The 16,076-nt window shown below is 71.9% G+C and carries 12 protein-coding genes; 8 read left to right on the forward strand and 4 right to left on the reverse strand.

From position 1 onward, the window contains the following. The first annotated feature begins 23 nt into the window (after positions 1 to 23). The 5 genes from ACIBO8_RS02545 (at position 24) to ACIBO8_RS02565 (ending at position 4,762) form a co-directional block, all read left to right on the forward strand. Positions 24 to 1,199: a CapA family protein gene (locus ACIBO8_RS02545; protein WP_396113310.1), complete on the forward strand. Its 1,176-nt coding sequence runs from the start codon at positions 24 to 26 to the stop codon at positions 1,197 to 1,199. 111 nt (positions 1,200 to 1,310) lie between these two features. Continuing rightward, the gene (nth, locus tag ACIBO8_RS02550) at positions 1,311 to 2,147 is read left to right on the forward strand and encodes an endonuclease III (protein ID WP_396113311.1); all 837 of its coding nucleotides are present in this window, start codon (positions 1,311 to 1,313) and stop codon (positions 2,145 to 2,147) included. Beyond that, positions 2,144 to 2,782: a TlpA family protein disulfide reductase gene (locus ACIBO8_RS02555; protein WP_396113312.1), complete on the forward strand. Its 639-nt coding sequence runs from the start codon at positions 2,144 to 2,146 to the stop codon at positions 2,780 to 2,782. Before nth ends, ACIBO8_RS02555 begins: the two co-directional genes overlap by 4 nt. Before the next feature lie 38 nt (positions 2,783 to 2,820). Next, positions 2,821 to 3,561, forward strand: coding sequence for an NUDIX hydrolase (locus ACIBO8_RS02560; RefSeq protein WP_396113866.1), 741 nt, complete (start codon positions 2,821 to 2,823; stop codon positions 3,559 to 3,561). Positions 3,562 to 3,583: 22 nt separating this feature from the next. Beyond that, positions 3,584 to 4,762 carry a MarP family serine protease gene (locus ACIBO8_RS02565; RefSeq protein ID WP_396113313.1) on the forward strand — a complete coding sequence of 393 codons (1,179 nt, stop codon included), beginning with the start codon at positions 3,584 to 3,586 and terminating at the stop codon, positions 4,760 to 4,762. Positions 4,763 to 4,768: 6 nt separating this feature from the next. Here ACIBO8_RS02565 and ACIBO8_RS02570 read toward each other — a convergent pair whose 3' ends face one another. The 3 genes from ACIBO8_RS02570 to eccCa all read right to left on the reverse strand — a co-directional run bounded on the left by ACIBO8_RS02570 (position 4,769) and on the right by eccCa (position 10,983). Beyond that, positions 4,769 to 5,473, reverse strand: a complete 705-nt coding sequence (locus tag ACIBO8_RS02570) for a maleylpyruvate isomerase family mycothiol-dependent enzyme (RefSeq protein ID WP_396113314.1) — start codon at positions 5,471 to 5,473, stop codon at positions 4,769 to 4,771. A gap of 14 nt (positions 5,474 to 5,487) precedes the next feature. Then, complete coding sequence (mycP, locus tag ACIBO8_RS02575; protein ID WP_396113315.1) at positions 5,488 to 6,798, reverse strand: type VII secretion-associated serine protease mycosin; 1,311 nt, start codon at positions 6,796 to 6,798, stop codon at positions 5,488 to 5,490. Positions 6,799 to 7,008: 210 nt separating this feature from the next. Further along, a complete protein-coding gene (eccCa, locus tag ACIBO8_RS02580; RefSeq protein WP_396113316.1) occupies positions 7,009 to 10,983 on the reverse strand; it encodes a type VII secretion protein EccCa in 3,975 nt (1,324 codons plus the stop codon). A gap of 170 nt (positions 10,984 to 11,153) precedes the next feature. Between eccCa and eccD the strand changes: the two genes are divergently transcribed. Beyond that, positions 11,154 to 12,593 (forward strand): type VII secretion integral membrane protein EccD, encoded by a 1,440-nt coding sequence (gene eccD / locus ACIBO8_RS02585; protein ID WP_396113317.1) that lies wholly within the window; start codon positions 11,154 to 11,156, stop codon positions 12,591 to 12,593. Positions 12,594 to 12,643: 50 nt separating this feature from the next. On the opposite strand, the gene ACIBO8_RS02590 is transcribed toward eccD, so the two are convergent. Further along, on the reverse strand, positions 12,644 to 13,150 hold the full coding sequence (locus ACIBO8_RS02590) for an inorganic diphosphatase (RefSeq protein ID WP_396113318.1): 507 nt from the start codon (positions 13,148 to 13,150) through the stop codon (positions 12,644 to 12,646). 450 nt (positions 13,151 to 13,600) lie between these two features. On the opposite strand from ACIBO8_RS02590, the gene dacB reads away from it, so the two are divergent. Further along, complete coding sequence (dacB, locus tag ACIBO8_RS02595; protein WP_396113319.1) at positions 13,601 to 14,962, forward strand: D-alanyl-D-alanine carboxypeptidase/D-alanyl-D-alanine-endopeptidase; 1,362 nt, start codon at positions 13,601 to 13,603, stop codon at positions 14,960 to 14,962. A gap of 50 nt (positions 14,963 to 15,012) precedes the next feature. Next, positions 15,013 to 16,071 carry a zinc-dependent metalloprotease gene (locus ACIBO8_RS02600; protein WP_396113320.1) on the forward strand — a complete coding sequence of 353 codons (1,059 nt, stop codon included), beginning with the start codon at positions 15,013 to 15,015 and terminating at the stop codon, positions 16,069 to 16,071. The last annotated feature ends 5 nt before the right edge of the window (positions 16,072 to 16,076 follow it).

Consider the following 16,076-nt stretch of genomic DNA (forward strand, 5'->3'; position numbering starts at 1 on the left):
GGCCGACGGTATCGTCCTCGTCGATGAATGCCCAGCCCCCGCCGCCTCGCCCCGGTCTTTTCGGCCGTCCTGTCCTTACCGTCACGATCGCCGTCGCCGCCCTCATCGGCGCCGGCCTCGGCGGGATGGCCCTCGCCGACCGCGGTACCGAGCGCGCCCGGCCGACGTGGCAGGCGGCGCCCGGCGCCAAGGCGGCCACCAAGCCTCCCAAGGTGCCTACACAGAGTAATGACACCATTACTCTGTCGGCGACCGGCGACATCATCATGGGCAGTGCGCCGAACCGGCTGCCCGCGAACGACGGCGAGGGCTTCTTCGACTCCGTCAAAGCCGGGCTGAAGTCCGACCTCGTGATGGGCAACCTCGAGCAGCCCCTCACCGGCGACACCGGCACCTCCAAGTGCGGCAACCCGCCGCGGGCCAACTGCTTCGCGTTCCGCTCACCGCCGGCGTACGCGGAGCACCTGGTGGAGGCCGGCTTCGAGCTCCTGAACACGGCGAACAACCACTCCAAGGACTTCGGCGCCCAGGGCTACAAGAACACCGTCGAGGCCCTGGAGGGCGCCGGCCTGCGGCACACCGGCGCCCAGGACGAGATCACGGTGGTCGAGGTCAAGGGCGTGAAGGTCGCGGTCGTCGGCTTCTCCCCGTACGCGGGAGCCAACAACCTGAACGACCTCGACGCGGCCCGGGCCGTCATCGAGGAGGCCGCCGGGCAGGCCGACGTGGTGGTCGTACAGGTGCACATGGGCGCGGAAGGCTCCGACAAGGGACACGTCAGGCCTGGCAACGAGCTGTTCTTCGGCGAGAACCGCGGCGACCCGATGAAGTTCTCCCGCGCGGTCATCGACGCGGGCGCGGACGTGGTCGTCGGGCACGGGCCGCACGTGCTGCGCGGCATGGAGTTCTATAAGGGCAAGCTCATCGCGTACAGCCTGGGCAACTTCGCCGGCGGCGGCAAGACGCTGAGCCGCAGTGGCGTCCTCGGGTACGGCGGCATCCTGCACGTCACGCTCACCCGCGACGGCGAGTTCGCCGGGGGCAAGTTCCTGTCGACGGCATTGAACGAGGTGGGCCGGCCCACCCGGGACAGCGAGAACGAACGCGGGCTCGCCCGGGTCCGCGAGCTCACCGCCGACGACTTCGGTGACACCGGGGCGAAGATCGGGGAGGACGGTTCGATCTCCGCTCCCGCCTGACCTTTTTCCTCCCATTCACCCGACCGGCCGCCGGTATCCGCCTGGTTTGTGGCGTTTCTGCGACCTTTCCGCCGACGAGGAATGTCGGTGGGGCGACGTACTCTTGCTCGCGTGAGTCGTCCCCTCGTCGCCGCACCCACCGGTGCGGCCGTCCTCGCCCGGTCGGCCAGACGGTTCGCGGGGGGGACCCCCATCGGGCGCAAGCGCCGGGCCCGCAAGATGGCCAAGGTCCTCGCCGAGACCCACCCCGACGCGCACTGCGAGCTCGACTTCGAGACGCCGCTCCAGCTGGCCGTGGCGACCATCCTCTCCGCGCAGTGCACGGACAAGAAGGTCAACGAGGTCACGCCGATCGTCTTCAAGCGCTACCTCACAGCCGCCGACTACGCGGCGGCCGACCGTGCGGAGCTCGAGGAGATCCTGCGGCCCACGGGCTTCTTCCGTGCCAAGACCGATTCGCTCATCAAGCTGGGCCAGGCCCTCATCGAGCGCCACGACGGCGAACTGCCCGGCAAGCTCGATCAGCTGGTGGCCCTTCCCGGCATCGGCCGCAAGACCGCCAACGTCATCCTCGGCAACGCCTTCGACGTCCCGGGCATCACGGTCGACACGCACTTCCGCCGCCTGGTCAACCGCTTCGGCTGGGTCGCGGAGGAGGACCCGGTCAAGATCGAGTTTCAGGTAGCCGACCTGATCGAGAAGCGCGACTGGACCATGCTGTCGCACCGCATCATCTTCCACGGCCGCCGGGTGTGCCACGCCCGCAAGCCCGCCTGCGGCGCGTGCACCCTGGCGACCATGTGCCCGTCGTACGGCACGGGCCCGACCGAGGCGGCGCCGGCGGCCAAGCTCCTGAAGGGCCCCCGCGCCCGCGATCTCGCCGTGCAGGCGGGCATCGACCCCGACCTCGTCCCGGCGGCGGCGGTCGTGGCGCCGGAGACCCCGTGAGCGGTGACCTCGCGGGCCGCCCGCCGGCCGGACCGGTGCTGGCCCGGTGGCTGACGCCGCCGCTGGTGCTGCTCCTGGCCGCGTGCACGGCCCCCGAGGGTGCGCCGGAGGGCGGCAAGGTCGCGTCGCCGTTCGCCGACTGCTCCACCCTGACCGCGCCGGTCACTTCGTCCACCGGATCGTCCCCAGCCGCCGGCCCGCCTCCGGGCTCGGCGCCCGATCTGCCGGATGTCACGCTCGCCTGCTTCACCGGTGGGGTGCCCGTGCGGTTGACCGAGCTGCGGGGTCCCGCCGTCATCAACCTGTGGGGTTCGTGGTGCGCGCCCTGCCGTGAGGAGCTGCCGCTGATGCAGGAGCTCGCCGACGCGACCACCGGCCGGCTCCGGGTGCTCGGCGTCGATACCCACGACGATCGCGACGCCGGCGCATCCTTCGCGGCCGACCATGGCGTACGGATGCCCACGCTCTTCGACCGGGACCAGAAGCTGCTCACCGAACTCGGCCGCGCCAACCTGCCGGTGACCGTGTTCCTCGACGCCGACGGCAAGCGGTTCGACTACGTCGGTAAGGCGCTCGACAAGCCCACGCTGGGTGCCCTGGTCCGCGCACACGCCGGCGTGACGGTGACCGGATGACCTCCGAGGACACCCGGCGTGGCGGTGCGGCCGGCGGCATGGAGCTGCCGGGATGGTGGGAGCCGCTGCTGACGCGTGCCGGCTCCGCGCGTACCGAAGACTTCACGACCATGCGGCCTCCCGCCTCCGGTGGACGGCCCAGCGCCGTGCTCGTTCTTCTCGGGGAGGAACGGCCCGGCGAGCCCGACCTGCTGGTCCTGCAGCGAGCCGCGACGATGCGCAACCATGCCGGCCAGCCGGCGTTCCCCGGCGGCGCCGCCGACCCGGACGACCGCGATCCGGCCGCGACCGCCCTGCGGGAGGCCAACGAGGAGGTGGGCCTCGATCCGGCCACGGCCACCGTGCTGACCACGCTGCCGGAGCTGTACATCCCGGTCAGCCGGTTCGTGGTGACGCCGGTGCTGGCCTGGTGGCATGCCCCGCATCCGGTGCATCCCCGGCAACCCGAAGAGGTGGCACACGTCGCTCGGCTGCCGATCGCCGAGCTGGTCGATCCGGACAACCGCATGCGGGTACGCCACCCGAGCGGCTGGATCGGCCCGGCCTTCCAGGTGCGCGGGATGCTGGTCTGGGGTTTCACCGCCGGGGTGATCTCCGCGCTGCTCGACATGGCCGGATGGAGCCGGCCCTGGCGCCCGGGTCGCATCATGGAGTTGCCCGACCCGCCAATGCCCGATCCCGAGCCCGCACTGCCCGATCCACCACTGCCCCGCGGTTCCGCCTCGGCGGCCGAGGCCACGGCTTCGGCACCGGCCGCCTCCGACGAGGTGGTCTCGTGACCGTCACTTCTACCCTGAGCGAGTGCTTGTGGTCGATGGAATCCTGATCCTGCTCATGCTGGTCTTCGCGATCAGCGGCTACCGGCAGGGTTTCGTCATCGGAGCACTGTCCTTCGGCGGGTTCTTCAGCGGCGTGCTGATCGGCCTGCAGGTGGGGCCGCTGATCGCCAACCAGTTCGCGGACGGCACCGTGCGGCTGGTGGTGTCGCTCGTGGCGATCTTCGCTCTGGCGGTGCTCGGGCAGACCCTCGCCGGCTGGCTCGGGACGAAGGTGCGGCACGCGATCGACAGCCGGCCGCTGCAGCGCCTCGACGATGTCGGTGGGGCCATGGTGTCGCTGATCGCCGTGCTGCTCGTCGCGTGGCTCATCGCCGTACCGCTGGGGTCGACGCCGTTTCCCGAGATCAATCGGCAGGTCCGCAGCAGCGCGGTCCTGAACGGCATCAACAAGCTCATGCCCGACCAGGCGCAGGCGCTGTCGGCGGGCTTGCGCGAGTCGCTCAACACGAACGGCTTCCCGGACGTCTTCGGCGGCCTGACCCGCACCAACGCGCGTGAGGTGGCGGCGCCGGACCCCGCCCTGGCGAAGAGCCAGGTCGTGATCAACTCCCGCAAATCGGTCATCAAAGTCCTGGGTACGGCGCCGAGCTGCTCGCGCCGCATCGAAGGCTCCGGATTCGTGTACGCGAACGAGCGCGTGATGACCAACGCCCACGTGGTGGCGGGCACCCGCAACGTGCAGGTGGAGACGCAGAACGACCGCCTCGAGGGCAAAGTCGTCGTGTACGACCCCGAACGCGACCTCGCCGTCCTCTACGTGCCCGGCCTGCGGGCGCCCGTGATGGACTTCGTCGGGAAGCCGGCGGGCACCGGCGCCAACGCCATCGTGCTGGGCTTCCCGCTCGACGGCCCGTACAACGCCCAGGGCGCCCGGGTGCGCGACGTCAGCAACATCACCGGCCCGGACATCTACGACTCGGGCAACGTGACCCGCGAGATCTACACGATCCGGGCCCTGGTCCAGAGCGGCAACTCGGGCGGCCCGCTGATCGCCCCCAACGGCGACGTCCTCGGCGTCATCTTCGCGGCGGCGGCCGACGACCGGAACGTGGGGTTCGCGCTCACCGCGGCGGAGGCGTCGAGCACGGCGCGGCTCGGCATCGAACGTACCCGCGGGGTGCGGACCGGCGACTGCGCCTGAGCGGCATCAGTAGAGGAACGGCAGCGCGGGAAGTGCCTCGGCCAGATCCGCGCCGGTCGATCTGCCCAGCAGCCAGGCGAGGAGCGATGCCTGCGGGCCCCGGACGACGCCGGTGGTGTGCCGAGCCAGGCGGTATTCCGTGCCGGTGTCCGAGGCGACCAGCAGCAGCTCCGGCACTCCCTCGCGGGCTGCGAAGGCCGATGTGACGGTGGCCATGGCGGTCGTCACGAAGCCGCCGGGCCAGTCGTCCGGCCCGAAACCGGCTCGAAGGTCGACGTGGTGCACCTGCACCTCGATGAGGCGCGCATCGGCGGCGCGGTAGGCCGGTCGTTCCTTGCCCGACGTCCATCGCAGAGGACGGGCCCAGGCCTCCTCCGGCATCGCCTCGTACGCTGCGGCGAACCGAGCCGCGCTGTCGCGTACGTCGACGAACAACTCCCGTGCACTGCGGCCCTGCCCGGCCTCGATCTGCTCGGCTCGGGCCGTCATGCTCGGGTACTCCGGGGTCTCGACTCCCGTTCTGGCCCACGTCAGCATCCGCGTCTGCCCGTCGGCGTTGCGGGCGATGTGGGTCAGCACGTGCCCTCGCGACCATCCCGGCAGCAGCGAGGGCCGGCGTACGTCGGCGTCGTCGAAGGCCTCGGCGGTGGCCAGCAGCCGTTCGGTGGCGTCCGCGATCTCACCCGCCAGGAGGCGCGGCTCGAACGACATTCCCCCGCCGCGGGTCAGGTGACGGCAGCGAAGCGGCGGACCGTCACTGCCGCCGCGACCGCCGAGACCAGGAACAGCGCTACCGCCGCCCACCAGCCGTGCGAATCCTCGGCCGATCCCGCGTCGCCGGAGGCGATGGCCGTGCCGGCGTTGGAACCGGGTGCCTGGGCGCCGGTCGTGTGCTTGGTGGCGTGCTCCGGGGCCGACTGGGCCTGGCCCGAGGCCGGGGCGTTGCCGAAGCGGGCGATGCCCGGCGATGCCGTCGTGTCCAGCGGGTTGCGGATCACCGTGGGGACCTCGGCGGTCAGGGCGCCGGCCGGGTCGACCATGCCGTAGCCGAACTGGCTGTCGCGGCCCTGCGGCCCCCGGTCGCGGGCGGTCTTGATGATCCGGTTGACCACCTCGGCCGCCGACATGGTGGGCCAGCGGGAGCGGATCAGGGCCGCCGTGGCCGACACCATGGGTGCCGCGAAGCTGGTGCCCTGGACGTGCCAGTAGCCGTCCTGGGCGGGGTCCGGGCGGGCGCCGACCAACTCGGTCGCGGGGGCGGTCACCACCGTCTCCTTGCCGGTGATCGAGCCCGACCAGAGGGCGTTGCCGTCCTTCTCCATGCCCGCCACGGCGATCACGCCGGGCTCGCGGGCCGGATACCAGACGCCGGACGACGTGGAGGCGCTGACGTTGCCGGTGCAGGCGACGACGACCACGTCCTTGGCGAACGCGTAGTCGAGGGCCGCGGCCAGCGCGGGGCTGCTCCCGTTGCCGCCGAGGGAGAGGTTGATGACGCGGGCGCCGTTGTCGACCGCCCAGCGGACGCCCTTGGCGACGATCATCGCGTCGTCGTACCTGTTCTCGCGGTCCAGGACGCGGACCGGGAGGATCTTTGCCTTGGGTGCGATGCCGACCACACCCGAGTCGTCGTCGCCGCGGCCGGCGATGATCGCCGAGACCGTGGTGCCATGGCCGACGAGGTCGGTGTCGCCGTCGCCCTGGGGGTCGACGAGGTCCAGACCCTTGAGCACCTGGCCCTGGAGGTCGACGTGGCCCGCGTCGACACCGGAGTCGATCACGGCGACGGTCACGCCCTCGCCGGACGAGTAGGTCCAGGCTCCGGCCACGTTCAGCGTCTTGAGGTGCCACTGCTCGGAGCGGATCGAATCGCCCCTGAGCGGTTCCGGGGCGGTCACGGCCTCGGCCAGGGCACCGACCCCGGCCGAGCTCGAAGCCGGGACCTCGCCGGAGATGATCAGTCCGGCCAGGGCCGGAACCGCGGTCAGCCCGGCGGCCAGGCAGGCCGCCCCGAGACGTACGGCAAGGTGTCTCACCAATGCGCACCGCCGAGAGCCGGACACGGCGCGGAAGCGCTACGCCGGGGTCGACGGGACGCGTGCGGTGCTTCGCTCACAGCGCTCACTGGACGGCGGGCCATTCTGATGATGGGCGGTCGATGGTGGGAGATTACTCCGAATCCGCGCGTTGTCGCTGGGGTCTGTCGATGTGGATCGCACCGTTGGTGCGTCGGGGCAGGTCGGGGCTCAGTACGGGGGCAGGTGCGAAAGCTGCACCAGCCGCACACCTTCACGACGGGTGACCAGCCGGCCACGTCCTGGCGGCATCAGCGTGGGACGGACCGGGCCGATGAGCGCACCCTCGTCCGCCGGTCCGGTCATCACGAGACCCGGCGACGACAGCTCGCGCAGGCGCTGGATCACCGGGTCGTACATGGCGCGGCTGGCGCCACCGGCCCGGCGGGTGACGATCAGGTGCAGGCCCACGTCGCGGGCCTGGGGCAGATACTCCAGGATCGGCTGGAGCGGGTTGGTCGGGCCCGACGCGATCAGGTCGTAGTCGTCGACGAGGACGAACAGTTCCGGCCCGTTCCACCAGGACCGCTCGCGCAGCTGCTGGGCCGTCACGTCGGGACCGGGCAGGCGGCGTTCCATGTAGCCCGCCACCGACTCCATCAGCTCCAGCGTCTTCTGGGCCTGGATGCCGTACCCGATGCGGTGCTCGCTCTCCGGCAGGTCCATCAGACTGCGGCGGTAGTCGACCAGGATGATCCGGGCCTCGGTCGGCTCGAAGCGCCGCATGATGGTGGTGGCCAGGGCGCGCAGGAACGACGACTTGCCGCATTCCGCGTCGCCGAAGAGCAGGAAGTGCGGGTCGCTCGCGAAGTCGATCTCGACCGGCTGCAGGTCCGACTCCGCGATGCCGATCGGCAGGCGCAGGCCGGTGGAGCGGTCCAGGTCGATGTCCGCGTACGGCAGGGACGGCGGCAACAGACGCACGCGCGGCGCCAGGGGACCGGTCCACGCGGTGGCGATCATCTTCACCAGCTCGGCGGACTCGGCGTTGCTCAGCTCCGGCCGTACCGTCAGGAAGTGCAGGGCTTTGTTCTTGTCGGTCGGGTGCTCGACGAGGCCACGGCCGGGTTTCTCCGGCACGTTGATCGCCTGCCGCCGGTTGACCGAGGAGTCCGTGGGGTCGCCGAGGCGCAGCTCCACCTTGGAACCGAAGAGGTCGCGGATCGCCGGGCGGTAGTCCATCCAGCGGGGTGCACTGGTCACCACGTGGATGCCGTACGAGAGGCCCCGCGTCGCGATGTCGGTGATCACGCCCTCGAGCTCGTCGTAGTCCTTGCGCAGCGTGGTCCAGCCGTCGACGACCAGGAACACGTCGCCGAACGGGTCGGCGTCCGCGCCGGTGCCGAGGCCGGCCTGGGCCGCGCGCCGGCGCCGGTACGAGGCCATCGAGTCGATTCCGAGCTCGCCGAAGCGCCGCTCCCGCTCGCTGAGCAGCGTGGAGACCTCGCCGACGGTACGCCGTACGCCGACCGCGTCGAGGCGCCCGTAGACGCCGCCGACGTGCGGCAGGTCGCGCAGCGTGCCGAGCGAGCCACCGCCGAAGTCGAGGCAGTAGACCTGCACCTCGGCGGGGGTGTGGGTGAGCGCGAGCCCGCAGACCAGCGAACGCAGCGCCGTGGACTTGCCGGACTGCGCGCCGCCGACCACGGCCACGTGGCCCGCGCCGCCGCCGAGCTGCAGCCACATCACGTCGCGCAGCTGCTCGCGAGGCTTGTCGATGAGGGCGATCGGCACCTGCAGGGCGCCGTGCAGCTCGGGGTTGGCGAACGCCAGGCCGCGGGCGGGATCGGTGGTGATCGGGCCGAGCAGTTCGTCGAGGGCCGGCGACGTGTTGAGCGGCGGCAGCCAGACCTGGTGCGCCGGCGGTCCCTGGCCGTTGAGCCGGTCCACCATCACGTCGAGCAGGCTCTCGCCGGCCGGAACCTCCTCGGGCTTCGGCTCGACCGGCTTCACCGGCTTGGGCGCCGGCACGTAGTGGGTCGAGTAGGAGAGGACCTGCGGCGCGGCGCCGTCGCGGGTCGTGCCGGGACCGCGGCTGCCGGCTTTCCGGAAGACGCCGGACACGTACGCCGCCTTGAACCGCACGAGCGGCTCGGTGCCGAACTTGAGGTAGCCGTGCCCGGGCGAGCGGGGCAGCTCGTACGCGTCCGGCACCCCCAGCACCGCCCGCGACTCGAGGGCCGAGAAGGTCCGCAGGCCGATCCGGTACGACAGGTGGGTGTCGAGCCCGCGCAGCCGCCCCTCCTCGAGCCGCTGGCTGGCGAGCAGCAGGTGGACGCCGAGCGACCGGCCCAGCCGTCCGATCTGCACGAACAGGTCGATGAAGTCGGGTTTCGCCGACAGCAGCTCCGAGAATTCGTCGCAGACCACGAGCAGCGACGGTAGCGGTGGCAGGGCGGCACCGCCGGCCCGGGCCTTCTCGTAGTCCCGCAGGCTCGCGTAGTTGCCGGCCTTGCGCAGCAGCTCCTGACGCCGGATCAGCTCGCCGTCGATGGCGTCGACCATGCGGTCCACCAGGGGCAGCTCGTCGGCCAGGTTGGTGATGACCGCGGCGGTGTGCGGCAGCCGGTCGAGCGAGGAGAACGTCGCGCCGCCCTTGAAGTCGACCAGGACGAAGTTCAGCGTCTCGGAGGAGTGCGTCGCCGCCAGCGCCAGCACCAGGGTCCGCAGCAGCTCCGACTTGCCGGAACCGGTGGCGCCGATCAGCAGTCCGTGCGGGCCCATGCCGTCCTGGGCCGACTCCTTGAGGTCGAGCTCGATCGCCGAGCCGTCCGCGCCGAGACCGATCGGCACCCGCAGCTTGTCCCGGTTGGGCCGGGGCAGCCAGGCCTGGGCGACGCTGAACGACTCCGGGTCGCCGAGATTGAGCAGATCGGCCAGGCCCGTCTCGTTGGCCAGCGGAGTGTCCGACGACTTGGACATTGCGGCCAGACGCAGCGGCGCGAGGCGCCGCGCTACCGCCTCGGCCTCCTCCTCGCTGAGCTTGTCCGGAGTGCCGACCTCGGCGGCGTGGTCCATGGCGTACGTGTGCAGCTCCCGCCGCCCGGCGTCGGCCCGCACCTCGAGCACCAGCAGCGACCGGTCGAGCAGGCGCGGGGGCACGTCGTCGAGGTCGAGCACGGTGACGCCGTCGATGCCGTCGTCGAGCTGGGTGGCGCCCTTGAGGTCGGCGCCGTCGAGCACGATGACCACGTGCGGGCCGCTCGTGCTGACCCCGGCGGGGTTGAACCGGGGCCGGTTGCCGATCACGTCCTCGAGCAGCTTCTCCAGGTCGGGGCCGGCGCTGGCGACGAGGCGGACCTGGCCGAGGCGGTCGGTCCGGGACGGGTGGAGGTTGTGCGGGAGCCACTTCACCCATTCCCACATCGCCCGGCGTTCCGGGCCCGCGCAGACCGCGATGATGAGGTCGTCCGGCGCGTGGAAGGTCGCGAGCTGCGTGAGCACGGCACGGGTCAGGGCGCGGGCGTCGGCCTCGGCGTCGGGCCCGTTGCCCCGCAGGAACACCCGGGCGAAGCCGCGCAGCGAGACGGCCACCGGCAGGTCGGGAACCACCGAGTACGCGTCCAGGAACCGCCGCAACGCGCCCGCGGTCATCGGCTCGAGGTCCTCGAGCGGCCGGGTCACCGGCGGGATCAGCGGCGTGGCCAGCGTCTGCGGGCCGACCGCGAGCCGGACGACGCCGAAGTCGGGGTCGGCGGAGCGGCGCTCCCAGACCCGGTGGCTGCCCGCCGTCGACCAGAGCTGGGTCGGGTCGGGGTGGCGGTAGTAGAGGCCGACGCGCTGCTTGGTGGCGGTGTCGCGGACGCGGCGGCGCAGCCCCGCGAGGTGGCGCAGGTACTCACGCCGGGCGGCCATCATCTCGGCCTTCTTCGGGGTGCCGCTCCCGCCGAAGGAGGTGGCCAGCATGGCGAGGGACGAGACGCCGAAGAGGCCGCCGATCACGTACGCGATGGGCCCCTGGCCGCCGCGTCCCATCATCATCGCCATGGCGACGGAGCCGCCGAGCATGGGCAGCACCATGAACGCCTGCTGCCAGCGGCCCCCGACCGCCTGGGGGATCTCGGGCGGCGGATCGACGGCGAGCTCGCCGGTCGGGATCTCGGGTGCCGGGCGCCGAGCAGCCCGCTTGATCACCACCGTGCTCATACCGAAACTATCCCTTTCGTCCGCCACCATCGGTGTTTGACCGAAACGTCCACTGAGGCCGATGGCGGCTGCCCCGTTCGCGGATCCCGTCGCTGGTCACCGTGCCGGGCCCAGGATAGGTAAAGTCCCTCAAGTTCCGCAGCCTCGTCACCACCGATGGGAATTACGGCATGACAGTCGGCCTGGCCAGGGTCACGATCAGCGCGCCCTCGCGCCGCGTGGATGTGGCGTTGCCCGAGCACGTCCCGCTCGCCGAGCTACTGCCCGAGGTGCTGCGCCACGCGGGCGAGGGGCTGGCGGACGACGGCGAGAAGCACGGCGGCTGGGTGCTGCGGCGTACGGACGGTGTCGCGCTCGCCACAGCCCAGGGCCTGTTCCCGCAGGGCGTCCGCGACGGTGAGGTTCTTCACCTCGTGCCGGCCCGCGAGGAATGGCCCGAGCTCGAGTACGACGACGTCGTGGAGGCGATCGCCGAGGGCGCCCGGCGCCGCGGTGCCATCTGGTCGCCCGCCTCCACCCGGACCGCCACCCTGGCCGCCGCCGCGGTGCTGCTCTCCCTCGGTGTGCTCGCCGTGCTCATGGCCGGACCCGAGTGGGGCGGCGCGGCGTTCACGGGCCTCGGGGTGGGAGTGCTGCTCTCGCTCGCGGGGATCACCGCTTCCCGGGCGTACGGGGATGCGCGCGCCGGTGCTGCCCTCGGCGGCCTGGCCCTGCCGTACGCGTTCGCCGGCGGAGCCGTGCTGGTCAGCCCCGGTACGGCGGACCGCGCCGGGGTGTTCCCGCTCCTGCCCTGGCTGGGTGGCCCCGAGCTGCTCGCCGGTTCGGTGGCGTTGCTGCTGCTGGCGGCGCTGGGCGGGGTAGGCGTCGCGGCCTCCCTGAGGGTGTTCGCGGCCGGTGTCACGGTCGGCCTGCTCGGCGCGGTGACGGCCCTGGTCGGCCTGGTCACCTCGGCGGCCGGCGCCGCGGCGGTGCTGATCTCGATCCTGGTCTGCGGGATCGGCGTCCTGCCGCTGCTGTCGATCCGGTTCGGCAAGATGCCCACGCCTCCGGTCACCCTGCCCTCGGGCACGGAGGCGGAGCAAGGCTTCACCGGGGCCCGGCCCTCGAGCCTGGACGCCGCCCGGGAGCTGCCCGACCGCAAGCGCGTCTTCGCCGCAGTGAGCCGTACGGAGGAACTGCTCACCGGCATGCTGATCGGCCACGCGGTGCTGGCGGCCGGTGCGTTCATCGTCCTGGCGTCGTCGGGCGGTACGGCCGCCCGGATCCTGATGGGGCTGGCGGTCGCGGCGCTGCTGCTGCGCTCGCGGCTCTTCGTGACCCTGCGCCAGCGGGTGCCGCTGATCTCCGGCGGCCTCTTCGGCGCCTTCGCGCTCGGCGTGGACCTGCTGTGGGACGCCGGCGACGCGATGCTGCTGGGGCTGAGCGTGGCCGGCCTGCTGCTGGCGCTGGCGACCGTGGCCGCCGGTGCCACCTGGTCGCGCCGCGCGCCGTCGCCGTACCTGGGCCGGGCGGCAGACCTGCTGGACAGCCTGGCCGTGGTCGCGGTGATCCCGGTGGCCTGCTCGGTGGTGGGCCTCTACGGCCTGGTCAGCTCGATCAGCATCGGGTAGGAACGCACGACGGCCGGGCGCAGGCCCGGCCGTCGGTCAAGATCGCGGAGTCAGTGAGTCTCGTCGTCGTGGTGCTCAGCGGCCTCGGCGCGCTTGAAGGAGGCGCGGATCTCCTCCTCGGCCTCCACTCGGCCCACCCAGGTCGCGCCCTCGACGGACTTGCCGGGCTCGAGGTCCTTGTAGACCGTGAAGAAGTGCTGGATCTCCATCCGGTCGAACTCGCCCAGGTGGTGGATGTCGCGCAGGTGCTCCTGGCGCGGGTCCTCGTAGGGCACGCACAGGACCTTGTCGTCGCGGCCCTTCTCGTCGGTCATCCGGTACATGCCGATGGCCCGGGCGCGCACGAGGCAACCGGGGAACGTCGGCTCCTGGATCAGCACCAGAGCGTCGAGCGGATCGCCGTCCTGCCCGAGGGTGCCCTCGATGTACCCGTAGTCGGCCGGGTACTGCGTCGCGGTGAAGAGGGTCCGGTCGAGACGGATCCGCCCGGTCTTGTGGTCGACCTCGTACTTGTTCCGCTGGCCCTTGGGGATCTCAACCAGTACGTCGAAATCCATCATCAGCTCCCTTGTTCGCCCCGCAACGGACCCGGCTGGCGGCCGGCGACGGAGCAGGGCGGCGGTCAGCCCCGCAGGATCCGTGCGCACCGGTGTGCCGGATGTTTGTAGTCTCCCCTAAGTCTGAGGCTTCGTACGGGGGAGGGGCGCGTGGGGAGGCAAGATTCACAGAACACTCCCGAATACGGCGGCGTGGCTGAGCCGCAAAGGAACGTTTCTCCGGTAGGGCGCGCGGCGGTGCCCCCTATTGCACCGATTTCCCCCAGGCCGCGGGGTAACACCTACGGACGAGCGGTAGTTCCGCCTCAGGGCGATCAATCTCCACAGACGGCTCAAAAACCTCAGCCGATCGACGGCCCTGCCCACCCTCCGGCCGTCCCTCGATGGGCGACGGATCGTTCCCGACGTACCGTTTTGGGCTTTTTGGTGGGGCTAGTCCTTCTTCTCGTCATGGCTGGCCTGGCCCTGAAGGTCCGGTCCGGCCCGGACACGGACGCGGCCGGTGCACCCTCCGCCACCTCCAAGCCGGAGCCGACCCCGACGCCGGTGCTCGTCGCGGCCGGGACCGGCGGCACCGCACCGACGGCCGAGGGGGTCGAGGCCGCCATCGCGCCGTTGGTCAGTGCGCCGGCGCTCGGCTCCCGGGTGAACGTCTCGGTCGTGGACGCCGCCACCGGCGACCCCCTGTACGAGAAGAACGCCGATACCAGGACCACGCCGGCATCGACGACCAAGCTGCTGACCGCGGCGACCGTGCTGGCGGCGCGCGGACCGGCCTACCGGCTGAGCACGCGGGCCGTGGCGGGCGCCGAACCGGGCGAGGTGGTCCTGGTCGGCGGCGGTGACCCGACCCTCGGGGTGGACGAGGACGACCAGTTCCCCGGCGCGGCTCGCCTCGACAAGCTGGCCGCGCAGGTCAAGAAGGCGCTCGGCGACCAGGAGCCCACCCGGGTGCTGGTCGACACCTCGCTCTTCACCGGCAGCGAGACCGGTCCGGGCTGGGACGGCGACGTCATCGGCGGCGGCCAGGCGGCCCGGATCCAGGCGCTGATGACCAACGCCGGCCGGATCCAGCCGGTGCACCACGAGGTCGGCGGCGACCCGAGGTTCTCCGATCCCGCGCTGGCGGCCGGTCGCGCGTTCGCCAAGCAGCTCGGCCTGCCGACCGGCTCGGTCCGCGACGGCAAGGCCCCGGCCGCGGCCCCGGCGTCCGCACCCGCCGAAGGCGGTCCCGCACCCGGTACGCCGCTGGGCGAGGTGCAGTCCCCGCCGCTGGTGCAGGTGATCGACTGGATGTTGCAGCAGAGCGACAACGTCATCGCCGAGGCGCTGGCCCGCCAGGTCGCCCTCGCTGCCGGTCTTCCGGCCTCGTTCGAGGGCGCGACGCAGGCGATGACCGCGAAGCTGGGCGAGCTGGGCCTGCCCGCAGACGGCGCGGCGCTGTCCGACGCCAGCGGCCTCTCCCGGCGCAACAAGATCAGCCCGAGGCTGCTCACCGACCTGCTCACGCTGGCGGCGAGCGGCAAGCACCCGGAGCTCAGCAGCATGTTCGGCGGCCTGCCCGTCGCCGGCTGGTCGGGCACCCTGCGCACCCGGTTCGCCACGCCCGCGCCCAACGAGATCGGCCAGGGTCTGGTCCGCGCCAAGACCGGCTCGCTGACCGGGGTCAACACGATCTCGGGCGAGCTCATCACCAAGGACGGCCGGCTGCTGGTCTTCGCGATCATGGCGGACGCGACCGGCGATTCCGGCGCGGCCCGGCAGGCCCTCGACAAGATCGCCGCCAAGCTGGTCGCCTGCGGCTGCCACTAGGGGATTTCTCAGGGGGAGTGGGCTGGTCCGCCGCGGGTACGGTGGATCGCATGGCGCAGTTCGTTGACTGGGATCTGGCCGCCGCCACCGCGGGCGCGCTGTCGAAATCCGGCCCCGCGGTGTCCTACGAGGAAGCCATGCAGGTGGTCAACCAGCTGCGCGAGCTCACCGACGAGGCGCGGAGCCACGTCGCCGCGTACACGGGGCTCACCGCGCAGGTGGAGGGGCCGCCGGTGCGGGTGGTCGACCGCAAGGACTGGGCCGCGGTGAACATCGCCGGGCTCAAGGAGGTCATCATCCCGCTGGTCAGCCGCCTCTCCGGGGACCGGCAGCCGGGCGCGCTGACCGACGCGATCGGGTCCCGGGTCACCGGCGTGCAGGCCGGGACGGTGCTGGCGTACCTCTCCGGCCGCGTGCTCGGGCAGTACGAGGTGTTCTCCGCCGAGCCGGGCCAGCTGCTGCTGAACGCGCCGAACATCGTCGAGGTGGAGCGCAAGCTCGGCGCGGACCCGCGTGACTTCCGGCTCTGGGTGTGCCTGCACGAGGTCACCCACCTGACCCAGTTCCAGGCGGTGCCCTGGATGCGCGGCTACTTCCTGGGCGAGGTCCAGGCCTTCGTGGACGCCTCGCAGAGCGGCGAGCACATCCTCGAGCGGCTGCGCCGCGGGGTGGCGACCCTCTCCGACGCGCTGCGCGACCCGGACAGCCGGTCGTCGGTGCTCGACATCGTGCAGACCCCGGCGCAGAAGGCGGTCCTCGACCGGCTGACGGCGCTGATGACGCTGCTGGAGGGCCACGCCGAGTTCGTGATGGACGGCGTCGGCCCCGAGGTCATCCCGACCGTCGATTCGATCCGGGCCAAGTTCAACCAGCGCCGCGAGAGCGGAAACCCGCTGGAGAAGGCCATCCGCCGGCTGCTCGGCATCGAGGTCAAGATGCGCCAGTACGCGGAGGGCCGCAAGTTCGTGCACGGCGTCGTCGAGCGGGTCGGCATGGCCGGCTTCAACAAGATCTTCAGCTCGCCGCTGACCCTGCCCCGGCTCGAGGAGCTGGGCGACCCGGACGCGTGGGTGGCGCGGGTGCACGGCCCGGTCGGTCTCGCCTCGTAACGTGG

This window comes from Actinoplanes sp. NPDC049681 (assembly GCF_044465265.1).
In the GTDB taxonomy this organism is placed as follows: Bacteria; Actinomycetota; Actinomycetes; order Mycobacteriales; family Micromonosporaceae; genus Actinoplanes.

What these genes read in the sequence shown, in the direction of transcription:
- ACIBO8_RS02570 (WP_396113314.1), bottom strand. Translation starts at nt 5,473, where the DNA reads ATGTCGTTCGAGCCGCGCCTCCTGGCGGGTGAGATCGCGGACGCCACC.
- ACIBO8_RS02560 (WP_396113866.1), top strand. Translation starts at nt 2,821, where the DNA reads ATGGAGCTGCCGGGATGGTGGGAGCCGCTGCTGACGCGTGCCGGCTCC.
- ACIBO8_RS02545 (WP_396113310.1), top strand. Translation starts at nt 24, where the DNA reads ATGAATGCCCAGCCCCCGCCGCCTCGCCCCGGTCTTTTCGGCCGTCCT.
- eccD (WP_396113317.1), top strand. Translation starts at nt 11,154, where the DNA reads ATGACAGTCGGCCTGGCCAGGGTCACGATCAGCGCGCCCTCGCGCCGC.
- ACIBO8_RS02600 (WP_396113320.1), top strand. Translation starts at nt 15,013, where the DNA reads ATGGCGCAGTTCGTTGACTGGGATCTGGCCGCCGCCACCGCGGGCGCG.
- dacB (WP_396113319.1), top strand. Translation starts at nt 13,601, where the DNA reads ATGGCTGGCCTGGCCCTGAAGGTCCGGTCCGGCCCGGACACGGACGCG.
- eccCa (WP_396113316.1), bottom strand. Translation starts at nt 10,983, where the DNA reads ATGAGCACGGTGGTGATCAAGCGGGCTGCTCGGCGCCCGGCACCCGAG.
- ACIBO8_RS02590 (WP_396113318.1), bottom strand. Translation starts at nt 13,150, where the DNA reads ATGGATTTCGACGTACTGGTTGAGATCCCCAAGGGCCAGCGGAACAAG.